Here is a 21604-nt window from a genome sequence, read left to right on the forward strand (position 1 = left end):
CGGCATGGATAGCACCTTGCCGCATCTGCAGGAATGGATGCCGCGTCAGCGGTGGTTCGCGGGCAAGGGCACGCAGCCCGTTCTGCGCGCCGTCGCGGAGTGGGAGGTCGGCAGGGCGCCCCGCGCACGCGCTGTCGTGCTTCTGGTCGCCGACTCCGGCGGTACCGACACCGTCGTCTACCAGGTGCCCGTCGTCTGGCACGAGGGCGCCGTCTCCGGCGCGATCGCGTCGGTCGACGGACGGAGCCTCACCGACGGGACCGCCGACCCGTACTTCCAGGCCCTGCTGTACTCGCAGCTGACCGCGGGCGGCGCCGTGGCGGGCGAGGACGGCCCGCTCGCGGCAGAACCCGCCGCCGCGCACACCTGGCCCGCGGAGGCTCCGGCCGCCGTCCTGGAGGGCGAGCAGTCGAACACGTCGATCATCTACCGCCCGCACGGCACGGCCCCGCTGATCTGCAAGGTCTTCCGCCAGGTGCATCCGGGGGTGAACCCCGACATCGAGATCCAGGCCGCCCTGGGCGACGCCGGCCTGCGGACGGTCCCGCCGCTGATCGGGACGGTGTCGGGCGTGTGGCGCGATCCCCGGCACCCCGGCATCGTGTCCGGCTCGCTGGCGTTCGCCCAGGAGTTCTTCCCCGGCGTCGAGGACGCCTGGCGCGTCGCGCTGCGCTCAGCCGAGAACGGCGTCGACTTCCACGACCAGGCGGTCGAACTGGGGAGCGCCGTCGCCGGCATGCACGCCGCCCTGGCGCGGTTGTTCCCCACGCGCTCGGCGACCGACGACGACAGGGCACGGGTGGCGGCTGGATGGCGCTCCCGCTGGGACGCGGCCCGTCAAGCGGTGCCCGACCTCGATGCCGTCGCCGGCGGGGTCACGGCCGTGTTCGACCACGCGCTCGAGACGCCGTGGCCGCTGCTCCAGCGCGTCCACGGCGACCTGCACCTCGGTCAGGTGCTCGAGGTGCCCGGTCGCGGATGGGTGCTGCTGGATTTCGAAGGCGAGCCGTTGCGTCCGATGGACGAGCGCCGCGAACCGGATTTCGCCATCCGCGACGTCGCCGGGATGCTGCGCTCCTTCGCGTACGCCGCGGACTCGGTTCCCTCCGCCCCGGCGGAGGACCGCCGGGCGTGGGAAGCAGCGGCGCGCCGCGGCTTCCTGGAGGGATACGCCGCGTCGGCCGCGGCGACACCGCTCGATCCCGTCCTCGTCCGAGCCTTCGAGCTCGACAAGGCGCTGTACGAGACGGTGTACGAGGCCCGCAATCGCCCCGGATGGCTGCCGATCCCGCTGGGGGCCGTGCGACGCATGACGGCGAGCTGATCAGTCCTCGTCGAGGGGGAGGTCGTCGGGATCGTCGACGTCCTCCTCCGCCCCGGGTCGCGAATGCCACGCGTCCCATCGCTGCATGAGGGTGTCGATCGCGGCGGCGAAACGCGCCGTCGCCGCCCCGGGGGTAGTGTCCCCGAAGTAGTGCTGCACCCAGGAGCGCAGGCGGGCCACCGATTCCGGGTCCTCCAGCACGCGATCGGCCTCCGCGACGATCGCCGGGGCGTCCGCGGCGTACAGCCACTCGCACGCCGAGAGATACCCGTGCGTGTCCACGGCCGCCTCGGGCGCGACCGGCCGTGTGACCAGGAGCGGCTTGTCGGCTGCGAGCCGGTCGTAGACCATCGCGGAGATGTCGACGACGGCGAGGTCCGCGGCAGCCAGCTGCCAGCCCAGCTCAGGTCCGTCGTCGTAGACGTGCTGTGCGCCGGGGTCGGCCGCGTTCGCCGCCGCGAGCGCGGCGATGATGCGCCGGTTCGCCGCGCCGTACTCCGGTTCGATCACCCCTGAGCGCGGATGCGGGCGGTAGATCACCCGGTGGCGCCCCGTCGCGAGCAGGGCCGACACGAGGGCCTCGCCATGGGAGCGGATCGAGCCGTAGAGGGCCGACGGCCGGTCACCCTCCCACGTCGGCGCATACAACACGACGGTGCGATCATCCGGCGTGTACGGCAGGACGCCGGAGTAGTGGTCGGCCTGCGGACGGCCGATCGCGAAGGTGCGGGCGTCGAGGTCGTAGTCCCACAGCACGCGCGCGAGCCGCTCGCGCGCGGCGTCCCCGGCGACGAAGGCGTAGTCGTACGCCTTGAACTGGTTCGTCGTCATGTACATCTTGTCCGACTCGCCGTGGTTGATGAACACGTGCCAGCGGTGGCCGTACCGGAACATCTGGAAGTTGCGGGTGTTCTGATTGACGTACAGCACGACGCGGATGTCCTGCGACGCGAGGAACCGTTCGAGGTCGGTCACCGACGGCACGAACGCCACCGGCGGTGCGTCCTCGGCCAGGAGCGCTCTCGCACCGAACGCCGAACGCGCGAGCACCACGACGGGCCACCGCTCGGCCAGGTCGGCGAGCGGCTTGTACCACTGGCGCATCTGGTACATGTTCACCGCCCCGTCGGCGAAGTACACGGCCACGCGGTAGTGATGGGGCGGATGCGGCGGCGACGCGGCGACCTCCCGGCGCACGGCCGCCAGGGCCGATCGGTTCGCGACGCCCTTGCGCAGGAGGTTCCATGCGAGCTTCACGTCGCCTAACGGTCGCATCCTTCCAGCCTACCCAGCGGGCCATGACATGATCGACGGATGCACGTCGTCGACCGGACCCGCAAAGACGCGCCGGTCCCCCCGGACGACGCCGGCGTTACCTTCGTGATGCCGGTGCTGAACGAGGAGGCGTACCTGCGTCGCGCGGTCGAGACCGTCCTGGCCCAGGACGTGCCGGGTCCCGTCGAGCTCGTCCTGGCACTCGGCCCCTCCTCCGACCGCACCGATGACATCGCGCGGGACCTCGCGGCCTCGGACGACCGCATCCGCCTCGTCGACAATCCCGCCGCAGACATCCCCGTCGGGCTCAATCGCGCGATCCGCGCCGGCTCCCATCCGACCATCGTGCGGGTCGATGCCCATTCGGAGCTGTCCCCGGACTACACGCGTCGGGCGCTGGCGACCCTCGCCCGCGTCCGCGCCGCGAACGTGGGCGGGGTGATGCGGGCCGACGGGCGCACGCCCTTCCAGCGCGCCGTCGCCCGCGCGTACAACTCCCCGATCGGCCTGGGCGGCGGGGCGTACCACGGCGGCACCCGGGAGGGCGAGGCGGAATCGGCCTATCTCGGCGTGATGCGCCGCGCGGTGCTCGAAGAGGTCGGCTACTTCGACGAGACGATCCGCCGCGGCGAGGACTGGGAGCTGAACCTCCGCATCCGACGCGCCGGCTACCGCGTGTGGTTCGACCCGCAGCTGTCGGTCGTGTACTGGCCGCGCGAGAGCTGGGTCCGCCTGGCGCGGCAGTTCCGTGCGACCGGTGCCTGGCGCGGCGAGCTGGTGCGCCGCTACGGGCGCCGCAACTCGCTCCGATTCTTCGCTCCGCCGGCGCTCGTCGCCATCGCGGCGCTCGCGGTCGTCGTCGCCGCGCTGCAGGTCACCCGCGTGCTCACCGGCGTCTGGGCGCTGATGGCGAGCATCGTGTACGCACCCGTCGCCGCTTACGCGGTCCTCGTGGCGGCGGTCGCCGCGGGTCGAGGCGGCGGCAAAGGGTGGCGCGACAAGCTCTGGACGGTCGCCGTCCTGCCCACGATGCACGTCGCATGGGGGTCGGGATTCCTGGCCGGGCTCGTCACCCGCGCGCGCGACACCGTCGACACCTCTCGCCTGGGAGGGCGCAACACGCCGCTGCCGTGAGCGTCACTCCGGTCCGCGCACGTACCCCTGATCGAGGATCCGCGCCACCACGCGCTCCGCGGCGTGACCATCGTCCAAAGCGTTGAACAGCCGCCGCCATCGAGCGTAGCGATCGGCGTACGCGTCGGCATCGGCAGCCCGCACCGCGTCCACCAGCTCGGCCTGCGATCGCACCAGCGGGCCCGGCGCGGCATCGGCCAGATCGAAGTAGAAGCCGCGCAACTCGCCGCGGTAGTGCTCGATGTCGGGGACGAGGAAGTACATCGGCTTTCCGGTGACGCTGAAATCGAACATCACCGACGAGTAATCGGTGATGAGTGCGTCAGCGGCGGCGAGGAGACGACCGGTGTCGGGGAACCCCGTGACGTCTATGACCCGCGCCCCGGCCGCATCCTTGCCCGGCAGGAGGGTGCGCGAGTGGCCGCGCACCAGGACGACGGCGTCGAGATCCCGGGCGAGGGCCGCCGGATCGACGAAATCGACGATCTCGTCCCGGTCGTCCCGCCATGTCGGCGCGTAGAGGAGCACCCGCTCGCCGGGCGCGACGCCGAGCGTACGTCGGGTCGCCGCACCGTCGTCGGTATGGAGCGAGTCGTTGCGCGGATGCCCCTCGACCCAGATCGGACGTCGGAAGAACGCGTAGGCCTTGCGGAGGATCCGCTCCGCGTAGGCGTTCTGAGCCAACAGCACGTCCCAGCGCCGCGACTCCTTGATCACCGCGGCCGCGCGGCGCGGGTCGAACCCCGGGCGATGCAGCGCCAGGCGCTTGAGCGGCGTGCCGTGCCAGGTCTGCAGCACCACCTGCCCGGGCCGACGGGCGAAGCGGCGCCGCATCCAGTCGTTCACGACGAGGAGCCGCGAAGCCCCCCGCGCGCGCCACCACTCCGGGCTTCCCTCGACCACCGGGACCGCACCGTCGGGCACCTGCACCGACAGATCGACCACACTCCAGTAACGCACGACGTCGGGCGCGCGACGCGCCAGCTCGCGATCGATCGCCAGCGGGTTGTCGCTGACGTTACGACCGTAGAAGCTCTCGAAGAACACCGCGTTCTCGAGTTCCTCGCGACCCGCGGCGTACCGGCGCTCCAGGGCGTCCTGCCCCTCGCCGGAGTCGTACGCCGGATCGATCGGCGGTCCGATCAGCACGCGCTCACCGTCCCACTCGGCCCGGAGGGTGCCGAGCTGAGTGACGGGGACGGTTCCGTCGGGGCGTTCCGCATCCGTCCCCTCGGCGGGGTCGATACGCAGTTCGTATGCTCCCACCGGGAGGGGAAGCGACGGACCGCCCCAGCGGGAGGCCCGAAGAGGAAGGACCGCACGCCACGTGCGGCCGCGCCCCGTGAGGCGGGCCTCGACGCGGGCGCGGCGGCCGACGAGGCTCACCGCAGCCGGCCGGAGGCCCGTGCCGGAGACCTCGGCTGTCGCGAGACCGTCGTCGGCGACGAAGAAACGGACCTCGGTCATGCGACTCCTCTCGAACCACGCAGCGCGGCGCGGATCGCTTCGTACACTCTCTCGGTATTGCGCCCGTCGCGGTACGCATGAACACGTTCGCTCAGAGCGAACGATCGCGCCGTCCGCTCCGCCGGGTCCGCCAGGACCGCGTCCAGCTGCTCGCACACCGTCGCCCACGACACGGCGGCGTCGTCGCCCGCCACGTCGGCATACCGCCCGTACATGCCGCGCCGCGCGCGGTATTCCTCCAGGTCAGGTGCGAAATACAGCACCGGCAGCGGTACCAGCCCGGCGTCGAACGCCAGCGACGAGTAGTCGGTGACGAGCACGTCCACACCGGGGAGGAGCGGGGTGACGTCGGCGACCCGGGCACTGCCGAGTCCGCGAACACGATCAGACGGGACCGGCGGCTGGTACTCCCCCGCCCCCAGCGGATGGGACCGCACGAGGAGGACGGCGTTGCGGTGCTCGAGCACCGCGAGGATCGTGCGCCACTCCTGTGCCGACGGGATCGCCGGATCGGGCGCTCCATCACGCCAGGTGGGTGCGTACAGCACGGTTCTGGCACCCACGGGAAGCGGTCCCGTCGCGCGTTCGATGCCCTCCCGCGCGAGCGCGCTGCGCCCGGCGGGCGTTCCTTGGGACAGCACGTCCACGCGAGGCTCGCCGGTGACGTGCACCCGCGTCGAGGGGAGACCGAATGCGGACTCCAGCCGCCCCCGGATGAGGTGCGAGGCCGCCGGCAGGAACCGGATGCGCGCGGTCGTGCGCGCGTACGCGCCCCGGAGGAACGCGCGGATGAGGCCGGACCCCGGCAGGATTCCGCTTCGCACGGTCTCGGGGGAATCCAGCCCGATCCGCTTGAGCGGGATGCCGTGCCACAACTGCACGATGAACGCCCCGGTCACCCCGTAGCGGTTGACATCCCCGAACCCGTGCGTGACGACGACGACTCGCGCTCGCGCCGTCAGCCAGAAGCCGCGCAGACCCGTCTTGCGGGCGTGCGGGATACCGTACGCCTCCGCCTCCCGAGCCTCGGCGTCGGAGGCGACGAGCCACACCGCCTTCACCCGATCCGCGGCCGCCTGCCGCCAGAGGGCGAGGGCGCCATCGGCGATCCCTACCGCGCATCCGAACACCCACAGGTCCTGCGTGCGGGGGATGACGGCGGTGGCGAGCCGGCCGAAGGCATAGAGCGGGATGCTCAGGATCTTCCGCGCATTTCCCGCGCCGAAGGAAAATGGCGCCACCCCGCGACTCTATCGCGGGGTGGCGCCGGGAATCCGGAGCTACGCGCCCAGCTCGCCGAGGGTCACGTCCACCGTCCGCGACTCGCCGCCGCGGACGAAGGTCAGCTCCGCGCTGGCGCCGGCCGCCAGAGCGCGCACCTGGGCGGTGAGGTCGATCGAGTCGGTGATCGGCTTGCCGTCGAAGCCCGTCACGATGTCACCCTCCTGCAGACCGGCCTGCTCGGCCGCGCCGCCCGAGACGACCTCCGCGATGTACGCACCGGCGATCTCCGCATCCTCCACCGCCGAAGCCGGCTGCACGGAGGCGCCCAGCAGGCCGTGCGTCGCCGAGCCGCTGTCGATGATCTCCTGCGCGACGCGCTCCGCGACCGCGGACGGGATCGCGAAGCCGACGCCGATGTTGCCGGCCTGGCCGCCCGAGGAGCCGCCCGCCGACGCGATCGCCACATTGATGCCGATGAGGTGACCGTCGGAGTCGACCAGCGCGCCGCCGGAGTTGCCGGGGTTGATCGCCGCGTCCGTCTGGATGACCGAGATCGCGATCGATTCCCCCGATCCCTGCGAGGGCTGGCCCTGTCCGAAGTCGAAGAAGAAGGGGCTCTCCTGGCTCTCGCCCTGGGGCGGCTGGTCTTCTTCGGTCTCGTCGGGCGCCGCCGAAGAGGCCACCTGGATGGACCGGTTCAGCGCGCTCACGATCCCTGTCGTGACCGTGTTGGAGAGACCGAGCGGCGCGCCCACGGCCACCGTCCCGTCGCCGACGTTCAACTCGTCGGAGTCGGCGAACTCGATCGGCGTGAGGTCCGAGGCATCCGTGAGCTTGATGACCGCGAGGTCGTAAATCGGATCGGTGCCGATGATCTCGGCGTCGAAGACGCGACCATCCGAGGTGGTCGCCGTGATGGTCGCGTCGCCGGTCTGCCCGTCGAGCGTGACCACGTGGGTGTTCGTGACGACGTACCCGTCCTCGCTGAGGATCACTCCGGAGCCGGTTCCTCCTCCCCCGTCGCTGGATGCGCTGATCGTCACGACGCTCGGGACCACCTTCGCCGCGATCGCCGTCGTGGCCGTGACGTCGTCGGTGTTGTTCACGGTGACGGTCTGCGGACCCGCGACGGGACCGGATTCCGACCCTCCCCACAGGCTCACCCCGGCGTACGCGCCCCCGAGGCCTGCCGCCCCGCCCACCAGTGCGGCGGCGACGATCAGACCGACGACCTTGCCGGCGCCGGAGCGGCGGGGCGGCGTCGTCGTCGTCTCGGATGAGAGCGGCAGCGTGGGCTGCGTCGGGTGACTCGCCGTCGCTGACGGTCCGAAAGCCGCGCCTGCGGAGTGGCCGGCATACGCCTGACGCGGCGGAACCCCGTAGGTGCCCTGCGGGACGGGCCCCGGGTAGGGCGGACGCGGCGCCTGCCAGCCGAGAGGCGGAGCCTGAGGCGTCGGGGCGGCCTGCTCGGTGCCGGCGATGTTCTCGGTCGGGGTGTCCTGCGCCTGAGGCGCCGGGACCTGGTCTTCGGGGCGATCGCCCGCGTTGTCGCTCATGAGTGCTCCTTCTGCCAAGCGAGATCCAGCGTGGCTCCGGTTGCTGTGGGTTATCTATGGGGGAAATGGGATCCGTCTATGCGACTAGCGTGAGGGGGATGCGAGAGATTCCCGGCGCCTGGCGCCGCGCCGCCGAAGGTGCCGGCTTGCGGGCGTCCGATGGCACCGCCACTCCTACCATCTTCGCCGAGATGAGCGCCCTTGCGGCGAAAACCGGCGCGGTCAATCTGGGGCAGGGCTTCCCGGATGAAGACGGCCCTGCCGTCATGCTCGAAGCCGCCCGCGACGCGATCTCGCACGGCGTCAATCAGTATCCGCCGGGGCGGGGTTTCGCCGACCTTCTCACGGCCATCGCCGAGCACCAGCGACGGTTCTACGGGCTGCACCTCGATCCGCACCGCGACATCGTCGTCACCGCCGGAGCCACCGAGGCTCTCGCCGCCGCGCTGCTCGCCCTCATCGACGGACCCGACGACGAGGTGGTGGTGTTCGAGCCGTTCTACGACTCCTATGCGGCCGTCGTCGCGCTGGCCGGAGCGCGGCTCGTCCCCGTGCCGCTGCGCTGGCCCGCGTTCCAGCCTGACCTCGACGAGCTCGCCGCGGCCGTCACCGACCGCACGCGCGTGATCCTGGTGAACGATCCGCACAACCCCACCGGCTCGGTGTTCACCGCCGAGGTGCGGGACACGATCGTCGAGCTGGCGACGCGGCACGAGGCGATCATCGTCACCGACGAGGTGTACGAGCATCTCGTCTTCGACGAGCCGCACGTGCCCATCGCGACGTTGCCGGGCGCGTGGGAGCGCACACTCTCGATCTCCTCTGCCGGCAAGACGTTCTCCGTCACCGGGTGGAAGATCGGATGGCTCTCCGGCCCCGCCGACCTGGTCTCGGTCGCGCTGTCGGTCAAACAGTTCCTGACCTACGTCAACGGCAGCCCGTTCCAGCCCGCCATCGCCACCGCGCTGCGCCTGCCCGACGACTTCTACGCGGGGATCGCGCAGACATTGCGGGAGAAACGCGATCTTCTCGGTCGGGGTCTGCGCGAGGCCGGGTTCGACGTCCCCGTCCCGGCCGGCTCATACTTCACGGTCGCCGATGCCGCCGGCGTCGGCGCTGCGGACGCGACCGAATTCTGCCGCGCACTGCCCGATCGCGCCGGGGTCGTCGGCGTCCCCTTCAGCGCCTTCGTCACGCCGGCGCACCGGGAGCAGTACCGCACGCTCGTGCGGTTCGCGGCGTGCAAGCGCACCGACGTGCTCGAAGAGGCCGTGACGCGTCTCGCCGCCCTTTCGAGCTGATCAGATCGGCTCGACGCGGTAACGCCGCAGCTTCAGAGCCGGGTTGACCCGTCGGACCCGCCCGATCGCCTCGGGATCGAGATGGGCGACGGCCACGTCGGTGCCCGTCCCCACCGCGGCCGTGACGACGCCCTGCGGGTCGACGAGGAGCGAGTGCCCCACCCCGAGCGGCGGCGGATGATCGGCCGCGGCGACGAACAGCGTGTTCTCGATCGCGCGGGCCTGGAGGAGGGTGCGCCAGTGATGTTCCTTCAGCGGGCCTCGCACCCATTCCGCGGCGACGAGCACGACCTCGGCGCCCGCATCCGCGAGGGTGCGAGCCACCTCCGGGAAACGCAGGTCGTAGCAGGTCATCAGCGCGAACCGCAGTCCGCCGACGACGAAAGTCTCGGGCGCGGCGATCTCGCCGGCCTGCACCCAGTCCGACTCCCGCTGCCCGAACGCGTCGTACAGGTGGAGCTTGCGGTAGGTGGCGACGACGCCGCCGCGATCGACGGCCACGACGGTGTTGCGCACGCGCGCGACGTCGTCGCCCCGCTCGAGCAGTCCCGCGGCGATCGTGACGTCGTGCGCGTCAGCCAGGCGCCGGAGACCGTCCGTGAACGGGCCGACGACGTCCTGCGCGTGCTCGGCGAGGGAGGCGTCGAAGGGATCGATGAAATAGCTCGAGTACTCCGGAAACAGCACCACGCGCGCGCCACGCGATGCAGCCCGCGCCGTGAGGTCGCCGATGACCTCGAGGTTCGTCTCGGGCGAGGTCGTCGGCGCGAACTGCGCGACGGCGACGCCGATCGTCTCCGCCGTCATACGTCCCGCCCTTCCCCGCGCTGCAGCCGGATCGCCACCGGCACCACGATCCACAGTACGAGAATCAGCGCGCCGAGCGAGCCGGCAGCCACCGCCGCGGCGGTCCAGTCGAGCACGACGTCGAACACGAACGCCACGACCCCCGCGAGCAGGAGCGCCACCGTTCCCAGCGCCGTGATGAGGGCCCAGTGGCCGTACCGGACGACGGAGGCCTTGGCGCGGCGCCGGAAGACCAGGCGATGCAGCGCGACAGGAGCCAGCGCCACTGTCGCGCTCAGCGCCGAGAGCACGACCAGGCACAGATAGAGCACCCGTTGGGTGCCGTCGAGGTCCGCGAAAGCGGGCTGGAAGGCCAGAGCCAGCAGAAAGCCCGTGAGGATCTGAGTGCCGGTCTGCAGCACCCTCAGCTCCTGCAGCACCTCGTTCCAGTTGCGGTCGGCTCGTTCGGCCGGCGACTCGTCCCGGCCGTCGGCCTGGTCGTCGCGCGGGCCGGCGTCGCGTGTGGAGCTCATGGTGCACATCCTCCCGGTGGCGAGGCTTCCGGAGCAACGGGGCACCTGCCGTGAGAGGCGACCTCCTCGGATCCGTGCTAGGCTTTCTTCTTGTGCCGCGGGGTGGAGCAGCTCGGTAGCTCGCTGGGCTCATAACCCAGAGGTCGCAGGTTCAAATCCTGTCCCCGCAACGAAAAACGAAGGAACGGCGTCCCGCCCAGGGGCGCCGTTCCCTCGTTGTGCCGGTCGTCCCGGGTCCGGCGCCCTGCGGCCGGTAACCTTCGGATGTGGGGTTCTCGCCGCTCGGTCTCGCGATCTCCCTGGCCGTGCTCGCGCCCAACCTCATCCTCGTCGTGGCTCCCCCGCGCCGACCCCTCCCTCCGGTGCGACCGGCCTGGCCGCTCGGCGTTCTGGAACGCGCCGGTCAGGCCCTGTGCCTCGTCGTGCCCGCGATCACCGTCGGCGGCCGGCCGTCGTGGGGCTGGTCCGTCCCCACCGCGGCCGCTGTCGTGGCGTATTACGCACTCTGGGCGCGTTATCTGCGCCGGGGTCGGCGGAGCGAGACGCTCTATGCGCCGTGGTGGCGCGTCCCCGTGCCGATGGCGATCCTCCCCGTCGTCGCCTTCGCTTCGGGGGCGGCGCTGCTGGCGAACCCGTGGGTGGCCGGCGCGGCCGCGATACTGGCCGCCGGGCACATCCCCGCGGCATCGATCATCGCGCGAGCCGTGCGCGGCGGTACGGATCGCTGACCTCTCAGCCAGGATCGACGGCTTCGGCCAGCTCTCCGATGAAGCGCGCGATGGCCCGCAGCTCCTCGTCGGAGTAGGTGTCGGCCACCGCGCTCATCGCGGCCAGATGGGCCCCGAAGTACCGGTAGAACTCGCGGCGGGAGTGCTCGGTCAGCACGACCACACGCGCGCGGCGGTCATGCGGATGCGGGCGACGCTCCACGTGCCCGGAGGCGGTGAGGCGGTCCAGCAGCTTCGTCGTCGACGCCGTCGAGATGCGCAGGTGCCGCGCCATGTCGTGCGGACTCACCGATTCGCCCCGCTGCTCGCGCACGATCAGCATCCGGAGGGCGGCCAGATCGGTGGAGTTCATGTCCATGTCGTCCTTCATGCCGCCGTTCATGCGATCCATCGCGTCGCTGAACGCCCGGACCGCGCGCAGCGCATCCGTGACGGCGGGCCTGGAGATGTCGGGTCGGACGACCGGGTGAGTCACCGTGGACACTCCCTCCCCTCACTTGTATAGTCTTGGACAATCGCTAGCTAAACTAGCAAATAGGAGGCGCAGTGATCGAGACCGAATATGTCGTTCTCCTGGACGACGACGGCCGGGAGATCGGGACTGCCCCCAAGAGCAGTGTGCACGGAACCGACACCGCTCTGCACCTGGCATTCTCGTGCCACGTCGTCAACGGCGACGGTCAGGTGCTCGTGACACGCCGGGCGCTGGGCAAGACGACCTGGCCGGGCGTCTGGACGAACTCGTTCTGCGGGCACCCGCGGCCGGCCGAGCCGGTGATCTCCGCCGTCCGTCGACGCGCGTCCCACGAACTCGGGCTCGAGCTCGACGACCTGCAGCTGGCCCTCCCCCTGTTCCGTTACCGTGCCACCGATGTCAACGGCATCGTGGAGCACGAGATCTGCCCCGTCTACACCGCCCGCACGTCCCAGGAGCCCGAGCTCAACCCGCTCGAAGTCGTCGACGCGGAGTGGGTCGACCCCGTCGATCTCGCGACCGCACTGGATGCGACGCCATGGGCGTTCAGCCCCTGGCTGGTCCTCCAGGCGGAGCAGCTCCGCCTCTTCGGCGCGCCCCGGGCCCGTCGACGCGCCTCATGATCACGGTGGCCACGGCCCCGGCGACGCGCGAGGCCATCGACCGCGCCATCGGCGAGGCGCTGACGCGGATCCGGACGCGGATGGGGCAGCTCGACGCGTCCGCGACCGCCCTCGGGGCCGCGATCCACCATGCCGCGGAGGGCGGCAAACGCTTCCGACCGACCCTCGTGGTGGCCGCCTACGAGTCGCTGGGCGGATCCCGCGACGCGGGAGCCGTCTATCCGGTCGCCGCGGCCTTCGAATTGCTCCACACCGCGTTCGTCGTGCACGACGACGTCATCGACCACGACATCGAACGCCGTGGCGTCCCCAACGTCGGGGGGGAGTTCCGCGTGCGGGGCCGCACACTCGGGGCCGACGAGAAGGGTGCCGCGCTCCTCGGCGACGCGGCGGCGATCCTCGCCGGAGACCTGCTCCTGCACGAGGCCATCCGTCTCGTCGCGCTGGCAGACGTGCCCGCCGAGACGCGGGCGGATCTCCTCGCCCTCGTCGACGACGCCGTCGTGGTCTCCGCCGCCGGGGAGCTGGCAGACGTCGAGAACGCCGTCGCCGCCGAGCACGGCGTCGCCTCCGATGCCATCCTCGTCGCCACCGCCAACAAGACGGCGGTCTACTCGTTCTCGGCACCCCTGGTCGCGGGGGCTCTCCTCGCCGGCGCACCCGGGACGACCCGCACCACGCTCTCGCGCGTGGGCGGGCAGCTCGGTCTCGCCTTCCAGCTCGTCGACGACCTCATCGGGGCATTCGGCGCAGCCGACGTCGCCGGACGCGGCGAGGGCGGCGATCTGCGCGAGGCCAAGCGCACCCCTCTCATCGCTCTGGCACGGGAGAGCGACCGCTGGCCCGAAGTGAGCGACGCCCTCGCCCGGGCGCGAACGGGCCCGGTGGCGGTGCGTGCAGCGCAGCACGCGCTGGCAGCCTCCGGCGCGCGCGAGCGGTTGGAGCGCCTCGTGCACGAGACACTGGCGGAGGCGCGCGGGCTCGTTCTCGACTCGCTGCTACCGGATGCCGCACGCGCCATGCTCCTCGACCTCGTCGATGCCGTGCAGGCGAGGATCCCGTGAGCCGTACACCGACCGGCCTGGAGCTCTACGACCGCACCGCTCGCGACGCGGCCGCGGCGGTGATCTCCGGCTACTCCACGTCTTTCGGTCTCGCCTGCCGGCTTCTGGGCCCTCGGCCGCGACCGCACGTCCGCAACATCTACGCCCTGGTCCGGGTCGCTGACGAGGTGGTCGACGGACCGGCGGCCGACGCCGGCCTCAGCCCCGACCGCGAGCGTGAGGTGCTGGACGCGCTGGAGCGCGAGACGTCGGCGGCGATCGAGCGGGGCTTCAGCGCCAACCTGATCGTGCACGCGTTCGCCGGAACCGCGCGCGAGTGCGGGATCGGCGAAGACCTCATCGCGCCGTTCTTCGCCTCGATGCGCACCGACATCGACACCGCGCGGCACGACGCCCGATCGCACGACGCGTACGTGTACGGGTCGGCCGAGGTCGTGGGCCTGATGTGCTTGCAGGCGTTCGTCAACGCCGGGGCCGCGCGCCCGGCTCCCGCATCCCCGGAGCTCGTCGAGGGCGCCCGGCGGCTGGGCGCGGCGTTCCAAGATGTCAACTTCCTCCGCGATCTCGACGACGACGCCGGCCGGCTCGGGCGGGACTACCTCGGCGGCGCGGTCGAGGGGAGCCGGCGGGTCGAGGTCCTCGATCGCATCGATGCGGATCTCGCCGTCGCCGCCGCGGCGATTCCCCGTCTCCCCGCCGACTGCCGGCGCGCCGTCAGCACCGCGCACGATCTCTTCGCGGAACTGTCGCGGCGCTTGCGCCGCACGTCGACCCGTCAGCGACGGGTCCGCGTGCCCGACCCGGTGAAGGCCGCCATCGCCGCTCGCGCCGTGATCACGTCCCGGCCCAGACGGAGCATCCGGTGACCGGCGTCGTCGTCGTCGGAGGCGGGATCGCGGGGCTCGCCACCGCGGCCCTGCTGGCCTCCGAGGGACACGACGTCACGGTGTGCGAGGCTCGTGACGACCTGGGTGGACGCGCGGGCTCCTGGGAGTCCGACGGCTTCCGCTTCGACACCGGCCCGAGCTGGTACCTGATGCCCGAGGTCTTCGACCACTTCTTCGCGCTCCTGGGCACGAGCGCGGCCGAGGAGCTGGATCTCGTGCCGTTGCGGCCGGCGTACCGCGTGTTCTCGGGAGAGGGGACCGCCCCGCTGGACGTCACGTCGGGACGCCAGGAGGCGACCGCCCTCTTCGACGGCGTCGAGCCGGGAGCGGGAGCCCGCCTCGACGCCTACCTCGACTCGGCCGCGGACGCGTACCAGCTGGCCGTGACCCGGTTCCTCTACGATCCGTACCTCACGACCGCGGGCCTTCGCGACCCGGCGCTCCTGCGGCGGATGCCCCGGCTGCTGCCGCTTCTCATGCGCAGCCTCGCCGGCTACGTCGAACCGCGCTTCTCGGATCCTCGGCTGCGGCAGATCCTCGAGTATCCCGCGGTGTTCCTGGGAGGCTCGCCGTACGGCGTCCCGAGCCTCTACCACCTCATGAGCCATCTCGATCTCGACGACGGCGTGCTCTACCCCCGCGGCGGCTTCACCTCGATCATCGCGGCGATCGCGCGCCTCGCCGCGGAGCGGGGGGCGCGCATCCGCACATCCGCGCCCGTCGAGACGATCCTCGTCGAGGGCGGGCGCACGCGCGGGGTGCGTCTGACCGGCGGCGAGGTGATCCCCGCCGACCTCGTGGTGTCCACTGCCGATCTGCACCACACCGAGACGACGCTGCTCGCGGATGCCGCCGACCGCACCTACCCCGAGAAGTGGTGGCGCTCGCGGACGCCGAGTCCCGGTGCGCTCCTCGTCCTCCTCGGCGTGCGAGGCCGGCTGCCCGAGCTCGCGCACCACTCGCTGCTGTTCGCCTCGCAGTGGCGGGAGAACTTCGAGGCCATCTTCGGACGCGACGCGCGCATCCCCTCCCCCGCGTCCCTGTACGTCTGCCGCCCGAGCGCGACCGATGACACGGTGGCCCCCGCCGGCATGGAGAACCTGTTCGTGCTCGTGCCCGTGCCCGCCGATCCCGGTCTGGGGCACGGCGGGGTGGACGGTGCCGGGGACGCCGCGATCGAGGCGGCGGCCGACGAGGTGATCGCCCAGATCTCCGCGTGGGCGGGCATCCCCGACCTCGCCGAGCGGATCGTGGTGCGGCGCACCATCGCGCCGGGCGACTTCGCGGACGACTTGAACTCCTGGCGCGGCAACGCGCTCGGCCTCTCCCACACCCTTCGCCAGAGCGCCGTCTTCCGGCCGCGGAACGCCTCCCGCCGCGTCGAGGGCCTCTTCTACGCCGGCACCTCCGCACTCCCGGGGATCGGTCTGCCCATGTGTCTCATCTCGGCGGAGCTCGTGCTGAAGCGTCTGCGAGGGGACGCCTCGGCGGGGCCGGTCGCCGAGCCGGCGCGCACGGCGGTGTGAGGTGCCGGGTCTCTACCTGCTGGCGCTCGCTGTCTCCTTCGCGGGAACGCTGACCCTCGACCTCCGGCTCGGGCTCATCGCGAAGCGCGCACCGTGGGCCACGCTGGTCGCCGTCGCGATCGGCACGGCGTTCTTCCTGATCTGGGACGCCGCCGGCATCGTCACCAGCGTCTTCGTGAAGGGGGCGAGCCCGTTGCTGCTCGGCGTCGATCTGGCGCCTCACCTTCCGCTGGAAGAACCGGTGTTCCTGGCGTTCCTGTCCTACCTCGCCCTGGTGGCGTGGGCGGGCGTGGACCGCAGGGTGGTCGCGCGGCGAGAGGCCACCGAATGACCTACGCGCTCATCGTCCTGCCGTTCCTCGCCGCGACCGCCGCGGTCACAGCGGTGTCGGCGCTGCGGCCGGGCATCCGGCGCCGCCTGATCGCGTCCGCGGGCGCGGCCGTGGTCCTGCTTCTCCTCACCGCCGTCTTCGACAACCTCATGATCGCCGCCGATCTGTTCACGTACCCGCCCGAGCATCTCTCCGGCCTTCGCATCGGTCTCGCGCCCGTCGAGGACTTCGCCTATCCGCTGTGTGCGGCCTTCGGTGTGCCGGCGGTCTTCGCCCTCGTGCACCGACCGCGGCGAACCGCATGAGCACTCCCGCCCTGTCCCCCTCCGCGGTCGTGCGGGAGCTGTTCGTATCGTCGCGTCCCGTCAGCTGGATCAACACCGCCTACCCGTTCGCGGCGGCGTACATCCTGACGACGCGGCACGTCGATCTGACCCTGATCCTCGGCACGATCTTCTTCCTCATCCCGTACAACCTGGCGATGTACGGGATCAACGACGTGTTCGATTACGAGTCCGACCTCCGCAATCCGCGGAAGGGCGGCGCCCACGGGGCGGTGCTCGATCGCCGGATGCATCGCGTGACGCTGTGGGCGGCGGCCCTCACGTGCGCGCCGTTCGTCGTCGCGCTCGTTCTCCTGGGATCGCCGCTGTCGTGGCTCGTGCTCGCCGCAAGCCTCTTCTTCGTCGTGTTCTACTCGGCGCCGCCGCTTCGGCTCAAGGAGCGGCCGTTCGCCGACTCCGTCACCAGCAGCATCCACTTCTTCTCTCCCGCGGTATACGGCCTCGTCCTGGCGGGGGCGACGTGGACGTGGCAGCTGGGCGTCATCGTGGGCGCGTTCGCGTTGTGGGGCATCGCCTCTCATGCCTTCGGGGCGGTGCAGGATGTCGCCGCCGACCGTGCGGCGGGGATCGCGTCCATCGCGACGGCTCGAAGCGCACGGTGGACGGTGCGGTTCGCCCTCGGATGCTACGCCGCGGCCGGCCTCGCGATGCTCGTGACCGCGTGGCCGGGGCCGCTGGCCGCCCTCCTGGTCGTCCCCTACCTCGCCGTCGTCTGGCCGTACCGCAACGTGACCGATGACACCGCAGATCGGGCCACGACCGGGTGGCGCCGATTCCTCTGGGTGAACCAGTTGGCCGGATTCGGCGCCACCGTGTTGCTCATCTGGGAGGCGCTGCGAACGCCCTGAGCGGCTCGGGTATCAGCCCTGCGCGGCGTCGTCCTCGAGGGCCAGCAGTCGCTCCACCGCCGCGGTGAGGCGTGCGTCAGCCTCGCCGAAGGCGGCGAAGTCGCCCGCCTGCAGGGCGGCCTGCCGGTCCAGCAGCGCCTGCCGCGCCTCCTGCAGGGCGGCCTCGTACTCACCGACGGGCACATCCGGCGTCTCGGGCTCCGTGCCGGGGTCGGTCGGTTCGGTGGGCTGCTGATCCGGGTCCTCCGGGATCACCTCGCCGTCGCCGGTGTCGGCGCCGGAGTCGCCGCCGAACAACACGTCGAGGGCCTCGTTGAGCGTGTCCTCGAAGGCGATCTGGTCACCGAACGCGACCAGCACGCGCCTCAGCTGCGGCAGCTGCGTGCCGCCGGAGGACTGCACGAACACGGGCTGCACGTAAAGCAGTCCGCCACCGACCGGCAAGGTCAGCAGGTTGCCGTTGAGCACCTCCGACTGCCCCTGTTGCAGGATGTTGATCTGGCTCGACACGGCCGTGTCGGAGTCGAACGTGTTCTGCACCTGTCCGGGCCCCGGCACCGTTGTGGCGGAGTCGATCACGAGCATGCGGAGCTTGCCGTAGTCGGGGCTCTTCACGCCCTCCTCGGCTCCCGCGTTGGAATCGACCGCCAGATACCCCGTCAGCACGTTGCGGCTGTTGCCCTGCGACGACGGGATGAACGTCGTGAACATCGAGTACGTCGGCGCCTCCTGGCCCGGCATCTGCATCGTCAGGTAGTACGGCGGCTGCAGTCGCTCGCTGCTCTGCGGGTCATCGGGCGTCGCCCACGCATTGTCGCGCTGGATGAAGGAGCGAGCGTCATCGACGTGGTAGACACCCAGCATCGCGCGCTGCACCTTGAACAGGTCGGTGGGGTAACGGACGTGACTCATGAGCTCCGCCGACATCTCGCTGTACGGCTCGAGCGTCGACGGATAGATGTTCTGCCACGCCTGCAGCACCGGGTCCTGGTCGTCCCAGGCGTACAGCGTCACGCTGCCGTCGTACGCGTCGACTGTCGCCTTCACGGAGTTGCGGATGTAGTTGATCTGATCGAGGGCGTACCGCGGGGCGGGGTTGGTCGAGTCGGTGATGGCCTGCGACAGGCTGACGCCGCGCGAGTACGGGTAGTTGGCGCTCGTGGTGTAGCCGTCGACGACCCACTTGATGCGTCCGTCGACCACTGTCGGGTAGGGGTCGCTGTCCAGCGTCAGGTACGGGGCGACCTTCTCCACGCGCGTGATGGGATCGCGGTCGTAGAGGATCTGCGAGTCCTCGTTGACGGCGTCCGAGAACAGGATCTGCTCGGACTGGAACTTCAGGGCGTAGATGAGCCGGCTGAAGGCGTTGCCCACGCTCGGCCCGCCGTCGCCGGTGAAGGTCGTGCGGGTGTCGCTGCCCCCGTCGCTGCCGATCGGATAGTCCAGCTCGATGGGCTCCGTGCCCTCCGGCGCGCCGACGATCGAGTAGTCGGGCGAGTATTCGCCGAAGTAGACGCGCGGCTCGAAGTCGCGCTCGGACAGGAATCCGGTGGCGGGGATCGCCTGCTCGAGGAAGACCGGATCCCCGTCGCTGGTGCGCTCGTTGCCCGCCGCGGCCACCATGCCGTAGCCGTGGGTGTAGACGAGCGTGGTGTTCTGCCAGGTGCCGGCATCGGACAGCTGGCCCATGTTCAGCTCACGCACCGCCACGATGGTGTCCTGCGACTGACCGTCGATGTCGTAGCGGTCGACGTCGAGGACATCGGGGAACTGGTAGTAGGCGCGGTACTGCTCGAGCTGGCGCACGGTCGGGCCGATGATCGCCGGGTCCATGATCCGGATCTGCGCCGTGGTGGCCGCATCCGCCCGCAGCTGACCCGCTTCGGCGGTGGTCTCGGCGGTGAAGTCCTCCTTCTCGAGATCGGCGATGCCGTAGGCGTCCTTGGTCCCGTCGATGTTGCGCTGGTAGTACTCGCTCTCCAGCTGCAGCGTGTTGGGGCGCACCTGGAAGGTCGTCACCACCCACGGGTATCCGATTCCGAGCACGATCGCCGAGACGACGAGCAGGGCGGTCGCGATCAGCGGGTACCGCCAGCGGCCGATGACGGCGGTCACGAAGAAGAGAAGCGCGACCAGCACCGCGATGATGGCCAGGATCGTCTGACCCGGGATGACGGCGTTGACGCCCGTGTATCCCGGACCGGTGATGCGCTCCCCCGCCTCGACGAGCGTGCGGTAGCGGTCGAGGAAGAGGCTCGCACCCTGCACCAGCAGATACACGCCGGCCAGCACCGCCAGCTGGATGCGCGCCGCCTTGGAGATCCGCAGCTCCCGCTGACCGACGCGCACCGATCCGTACAGGTACGCCACGAGCGCGGTCAGCAGAAGGCACACCAGCACCACCGCCGACACGAAGCCCAGCACGGCGCCGTAGAACGGCATCGCGAACAGGTAGAAGCCGGTATCCAGTCCGAACTGCGGGTCGGTCTGGTCGGTGGCCACGCCGTTGAACCACAGCCAGGTGGTCTCCCACTGCGCGGATGCCGCGAAGCCGGCGAAGAATCCGAAGAAGATGGGGATGCCCCACATGGCCAGTCGGCGCAGCGGCTCGACGACCTCCTGATACCGATCGAGCTGCGAGCTCAGTCGCGCGTAGACCGGACGGAGCCGGTAGGCGAGCTGGATCGTCACCCACACCGGGATCGCCATGGCGAGGAATCCGATGGCGAACATCATCACTCGCGCGATCCACTGCGTGGTCAGCACCGAGGTGAAGTCGAGCTGCGCGTACCAGAGCCAGTCGGCGTAAAGGTTGGCGAAGACGAAGAACGCGACCACGAGCACCGCGATGATCGCCAGCGTGATCGCGATGATGCGTCGGGAACGGTGGGGCGTGGCCGGTTTCGGCGCAGACGTCGTGGTCACCCCTCCATCCTAGGCAGCGCGGTCTGGGGGTAAGCCGTGGATGCCATATGCGGAATGCGTCAGCCCGCCGTGCAGGTGGGCAGAGCGCCCAGGTCGTCTCCGCCGCGGACCGCCTCGAGCACCGAGAGCGCGTCGTCGAGATCGACGATGGCGAAGACCTGCAGTCCGTCGGGCACATGCCCGACGACCTCGTTGCAGTTGGCCTGCGGCGCGAGGAAGAACTCCGCCCCGGCACGCTGCGCACCGTACAGCTTCTGGCGGATGCCTCCGATGGGTCCGACCGTCCCCTCGGCGTCGATGGTGCCGGTGCCCGCGAATCGCCGGTCGCCGGTGAGGTCGCCGGGTGTCAGCACGTCGATGATCCCCAGCGCGAACATCATCCCCGCGCTCGGACCCCCCACGTTGTCGAGCTGGATCGTCACGTCGACGGGGAAGTCGTAGTCGGCGATGAGGGCGACGCCGACGAGCCACTCCGGCCCCTCGGCGGTCTCCACCTCTCGCGGCGTGACCGACACCTGCCGCTCCTCGCCGTCGCGCTGGATCGTGAAGACGACGGGGTCGTCCTCCGCGGCCGCCACGGCGTCGCGGACCTGCTGCGCCTCGCTCACGGGCTCCCCGTCGACGGCCAGCAGGACGTCGTCCGGCTCGAGGATGCCCTCCGCCGCCGAATCGTCCAGGAGCGAATGCACGGTGATGGCCGGAGACAGCTCGTACCCGAGCTCGGTGAGCGCTGCCGCCGTTGCCTCCTGCTGCGAGTCCACCATGAGGGCGGCGTTCTCCTCGTTGCGCTGCTCGGTGGTCTGACCGGGCGGGAAGACCCGGTCGATCGGCAACACGGCGCGCGAGGGGTCGAACCAGGCCTGCGCCAACTCGAACCACGACGGCCGACGATCGGGGTTGCCGACCACCTGCACGGTCAGGAGGTCCAGCGCCCCCTCGGGGGCGAAGGTCTCGGCGTCGTCGACGGAGATGAGGGGCACCTCCTCGCCGTCGGCGTTCTGCGCGGTGCCGAGGGTGTTGTAGACGGGCCCGGGCTGCTGGATGACGTAGGCCGTCGGCAGGAACGTCATGACGAGGAGCGCCACGAGTGCGACGGCGAGCGCCCACAGCCCGAACACCGTGCCTCGGCTCCACCGGCGACGGGGTGCCGGCGCAACCGTCGTGTTCTCGTCGAACAGCGCCACGAGGGACCTTTCTTCTTCGCCTGGTCGTTCGCGACCGGCGTAAGGGACGAGAGGTCCTGCCGGGAAGTG

20 protein-coding genes and 1 tRNA gene are annotated in these 21604 nt (G+C 70.9%); 12 read left to right on the top strand and 9 right to left on the bottom strand.

The annotated features are described in order from the left end of the window. The first annotated feature begins 4 nt into the window (after nucleotides 1–4). A complete protein-coding gene (locus ACTU3I_RS15060; protein ID WP_442926528.1) occupies nucleotides 5–1324 on the top strand; it encodes a maltokinase N-terminal cap-like domain-containing protein in 1320 nt (439 codons plus the stop codon). Here ACTU3I_RS15060 and ACTU3I_RS15065 read toward each other — a convergent pair whose 3' ends face one another. After that, nucleotides 1325–2599 (bottom strand): CDP-glycerol glycerophosphotransferase family protein, encoded by a 1275-nt coding sequence (locus ACTU3I_RS15065; RefSeq protein ID WP_442926529.1) that lies wholly within the window; start codon nucleotides 2597–2599, stop codon nucleotides 1325–1327. Nucleotides 2600–2638: 39 nt separating this feature from the next. On the opposite strand from ACTU3I_RS15065, the gene ACTU3I_RS15070 reads away from it, so the two are divergent. Beyond that, nucleotides 2639–3733: a glycosyltransferase family 2 protein gene (locus ACTU3I_RS15070; protein WP_442926530.1), complete on the top strand. Its 1095-nt coding sequence runs from the start codon at nucleotides 2639–2641 to the stop codon at nucleotides 3731–3733. Between the two features lie 3 nt (nucleotides 3734–3736). On the opposite strand, the gene ACTU3I_RS15075 is transcribed toward ACTU3I_RS15070, so the two are convergent. Genes ACTU3I_RS15075 through ACTU3I_RS15085 form a run of 3 tightly spaced genes read right to left on the bottom strand, consistent with a single transcriptional unit; the run spans nucleotide 3737 to nucleotide 7980 of the window. Then, the gene (locus ACTU3I_RS15075) at nucleotides 3737–5200 is read right to left on the bottom strand and encodes a CDP-glycerol glycerophosphotransferase family protein (protein ID WP_442926531.1); all 1464 of its coding nucleotides are present in this window, start codon (nucleotides 5198–5200) and stop codon (nucleotides 3737–3739) included. Beyond that, the gene (locus ACTU3I_RS15080) at nucleotides 5197–6441 is read right to left on the bottom strand and encodes a CDP-glycerol glycerophosphotransferase family protein (RefSeq protein WP_442926532.1); all 1245 of its coding nucleotides are present in this window, start codon (nucleotides 6439–6441) and stop codon (nucleotides 5197–5199) included. Before ACTU3I_RS15080 ends, ACTU3I_RS15075 begins: the two co-directional genes overlap by 4 nt. A 39-nt stretch (nucleotides 6442–6480) precedes the next feature. Further along, nucleotides 6481–7980 carry a S1C family serine protease gene (locus ACTU3I_RS15085; RefSeq protein WP_442926533.1) on the bottom strand — a complete coding sequence of 500 codons (1500 nt, stop codon included), beginning with the start codon at nucleotides 7978–7980 and terminating at the stop codon, nucleotides 6481–6483. 98 nt (nucleotides 7981–8078) lie between these two features. On the opposite strand from ACTU3I_RS15085, the gene ACTU3I_RS15090 reads away from it, so the two are divergent. Beyond that, the gene (locus ACTU3I_RS15090) at nucleotides 8079–9281 is read left to right on the top strand and encodes an aminotransferase class I/II-fold pyridoxal phosphate-dependent enzyme (RefSeq protein ID WP_442926534.1); all 1203 of its coding nucleotides are present in this window, start codon (nucleotides 8079–8081) and stop codon (nucleotides 9279–9281) included. On the opposite strand, the gene ACTU3I_RS15095 is transcribed toward ACTU3I_RS15090, so the two are convergent. Together ACTU3I_RS15095 and ACTU3I_RS15100 are read right to left on the bottom strand one after the other, a co-directional pair. Next, entirely contained in the window at nucleotides 9282–10088 is an 807-nt protein-coding gene (locus tag ACTU3I_RS15095; protein WP_442926535.1) for a carbon-nitrogen hydrolase family protein, read from the bottom strand. Further along, nucleotides 10085–10600: a DUF6328 family protein gene (locus tag ACTU3I_RS15100; protein ID WP_442926536.1), complete on the bottom strand. Its 516-nt coding sequence runs from the start codon at nucleotides 10598–10600 to the stop codon at nucleotides 10085–10087. Before ACTU3I_RS15100 ends, ACTU3I_RS15095 begins: the two co-directional genes overlap by 4 nt. Before the next feature lie 96 nt (nucleotides 10601–10696). On the opposite strand from ACTU3I_RS15100, the gene ACTU3I_RS15105 reads away from it, so the two are divergent. Beyond that, nucleotides 10697–10770 (top strand) — tRNA-Met (locus ACTU3I_RS15105). 96 nt (nucleotides 10771–10866) lie between these two features. Next, complete coding sequence (locus ACTU3I_RS15110) at nucleotides 10867–11328, top strand: hypothetical protein (RefSeq protein WP_442926537.1); 462 nt, start codon at nucleotides 10867–10869, stop codon at nucleotides 11326–11328. A 4-nt stretch (nucleotides 11329–11332) separates the two neighbouring features. Here the strand turns inward: ACTU3I_RS15110 and ACTU3I_RS15115 are convergent, their stop codons facing one another. Then, nucleotides 11333–11803, bottom strand: a complete 471-nt coding sequence (locus ACTU3I_RS15115; protein WP_442926538.1) for a MarR family winged helix-turn-helix transcriptional regulator — start codon at nucleotides 11801–11803, stop codon at nucleotides 11333–11335. Between the two features lie 71 nt (nucleotides 11804–11874). Here ACTU3I_RS15115 and idi point away from each other — a divergent pair, with 71 nt between their 5' ends. From idi to ACTU3I_RS15150, 7 genes are read left to right on the top strand one after another with little or no spacing between them, the layout of a single operon-like run. Then, nucleotides 11875–12426, top strand: a complete 552-nt coding sequence (gene idi, locus ACTU3I_RS15120; protein ID WP_442926539.1) for an isopentenyl-diphosphate Delta-isomerase — start codon at nucleotides 11875–11877, stop codon at nucleotides 12424–12426. Next, nucleotides 12423–13490, top strand: a complete 1068-nt coding sequence (locus tag ACTU3I_RS15125; RefSeq protein WP_442926540.1) for a polyprenyl synthetase family protein — start codon at nucleotides 12423–12425, stop codon at nucleotides 13488–13490. Before idi ends, ACTU3I_RS15125 begins: the two co-directional genes overlap by 4 nt. Next, nucleotides 13487–14356: a phytoene/squalene synthase family protein gene (locus ACTU3I_RS15130; RefSeq protein WP_442926541.1), complete on the top strand. Its 870-nt coding sequence runs from the start codon at nucleotides 13487–13489 to the stop codon at nucleotides 14354–14356. Before ACTU3I_RS15125 ends, ACTU3I_RS15130 begins: the two co-directional genes overlap by 4 nt. Then, a complete protein-coding gene (gene crtI, locus ACTU3I_RS15135) occupies nucleotides 14353–15903 on the top strand; it encodes a phytoene desaturase family protein (protein WP_442926542.1) in 1551 nt (516 codons plus the stop codon). The genes ACTU3I_RS15130 and crtI overlap by 4 nt, the downstream gene beginning before the upstream one ends. A gap of 1 nt (nucleotide 15904) precedes the next feature. Then, nucleotides 15905–16234, top strand: a complete 330-nt coding sequence (locus tag ACTU3I_RS15140; RefSeq protein ID WP_442926543.1) for a lycopene cyclase domain-containing protein — start codon at nucleotides 15905–15907, stop codon at nucleotides 16232–16234. Further along, on the top strand, nucleotides 16231–16539 hold the full coding sequence (locus ACTU3I_RS15145) for a lycopene cyclase domain-containing protein (protein ID WP_442926544.1): 309 nt from the start codon (nucleotides 16231–16233) through the stop codon (nucleotides 16537–16539). The genes ACTU3I_RS15140 and ACTU3I_RS15145 overlap by 4 nt, the downstream gene beginning before the upstream one ends. Beyond that, the gene (locus ACTU3I_RS15150) at nucleotides 16536–17426 is read left to right on the top strand and encodes a prenyltransferase (protein WP_442926545.1); all 891 of its coding nucleotides are present in this window, start codon (nucleotides 16536–16538) and stop codon (nucleotides 17424–17426) included. The genes ACTU3I_RS15145 and ACTU3I_RS15150 overlap by 4 nt, the downstream gene beginning before the upstream one ends. A gap of 12 nt (nucleotides 17427–17438) precedes the next feature. Here ACTU3I_RS15150 and ACTU3I_RS15155 read toward each other — a convergent pair whose 3' ends face one another. Beyond that, entirely contained in the window at nucleotides 17439–20351 is a 2913-nt protein-coding gene (locus ACTU3I_RS15155) for a UPF0182 family membrane protein (RefSeq protein WP_442926546.1), read from the bottom strand. 59 nt (nucleotides 20352–20410) lie between these two features. Then, nucleotides 20411–21535, bottom strand: coding sequence for a YlbL family protein (locus ACTU3I_RS15160; protein ID WP_442926547.1), 1125 nt, complete (start codon nucleotides 21533–21535; stop codon nucleotides 20411–20413). Between the last annotated feature and the right edge of the window lie 69 nt (nucleotides 21536–21604).

This window comes from Microbacterium sp. RD1, from assembly GCF_052220165.1.
Taxonomy (GTDB): Bacteria; Actinomycetota; Actinomycetes; order Actinomycetales; family Microbacteriaceae; genus Microbacterium.

What these genes read in the sequence shown, in the direction of transcription:
- ACTU3I_RS15150 (WP_442926545.1), top strand. Translation starts at nt 16,536, where the DNA reads ATGAGCACTCCCGCCCTGTCCCCCTCCGCGGTCGTGCGGGAGCTGTTC.
- ACTU3I_RS15070 (WP_442926530.1), top strand. Translation starts at nt 2,639, where the DNA reads ATGCACGTCGTCGACCGGACCCGCAAAGACGCGCCGGTCCCCCCGGAC.
- ACTU3I_RS15090 (WP_442926534.1), top strand. Translation starts at nt 8,079, where the DNA reads ATGCGAGAGATTCCCGGCGCCTGGCGCCGCGCCGCCGAAGGTGCCGGC.
- ACTU3I_RS15060 (WP_442926528.1), top strand. Translation starts at nt 5, where the DNA reads ATGGATAGCACCTTGCCGCATCTGCAGGAATGGATGCCGCGTCAGCGG.
- ACTU3I_RS15075 (WP_442926531.1), bottom strand. Translation starts at nt 5,200, where the DNA reads ATGACCGAGGTCCGTTTCTTCGTCGCCGACGACGGTCTCGCGACAGCC.
- ACTU3I_RS15095 (WP_442926535.1), bottom strand. Translation starts at nt 10,088, where the DNA reads ATGACGGCGGAGACGATCGGCGTCGCCGTCGCGCAGTTCGCGCCGACG.
- ACTU3I_RS15085 (WP_442926533.1), bottom strand. Translation starts at nt 7,980, where the DNA reads ATGAGCGACAACGCGGGCGATCGCCCCGAAGACCAGGTCCCGGCGCCT.
- ACTU3I_RS15145 (WP_442926544.1), top strand. Translation starts at nt 16,231, where the DNA reads ATGACCTACGCGCTCATCGTCCTGCCGTTCCTCGCCGCGACCGCCGCG.
- ACTU3I_RS15065 (WP_442926529.1), bottom strand. Translation starts at nt 2,599, where the DNA reads ATGCGACCGTTAGGCGACGTGAAGCTCGCATGGAACCTCCTGCGCAAG.
- ACTU3I_RS15100 (WP_442926536.1), bottom strand. Translation starts at nt 10,600, where the DNA reads ATGAGCTCCACACGCGACGCCGGCCCGCGCGACGACCAGGCCGACGGC.
- ACTU3I_RS15125 (WP_442926540.1), top strand. Translation starts at nt 12,423, where the DNA reads ATGATCACGGTGGCCACGGCCCCGGCGACGCGCGAGGCCATCGACCGC.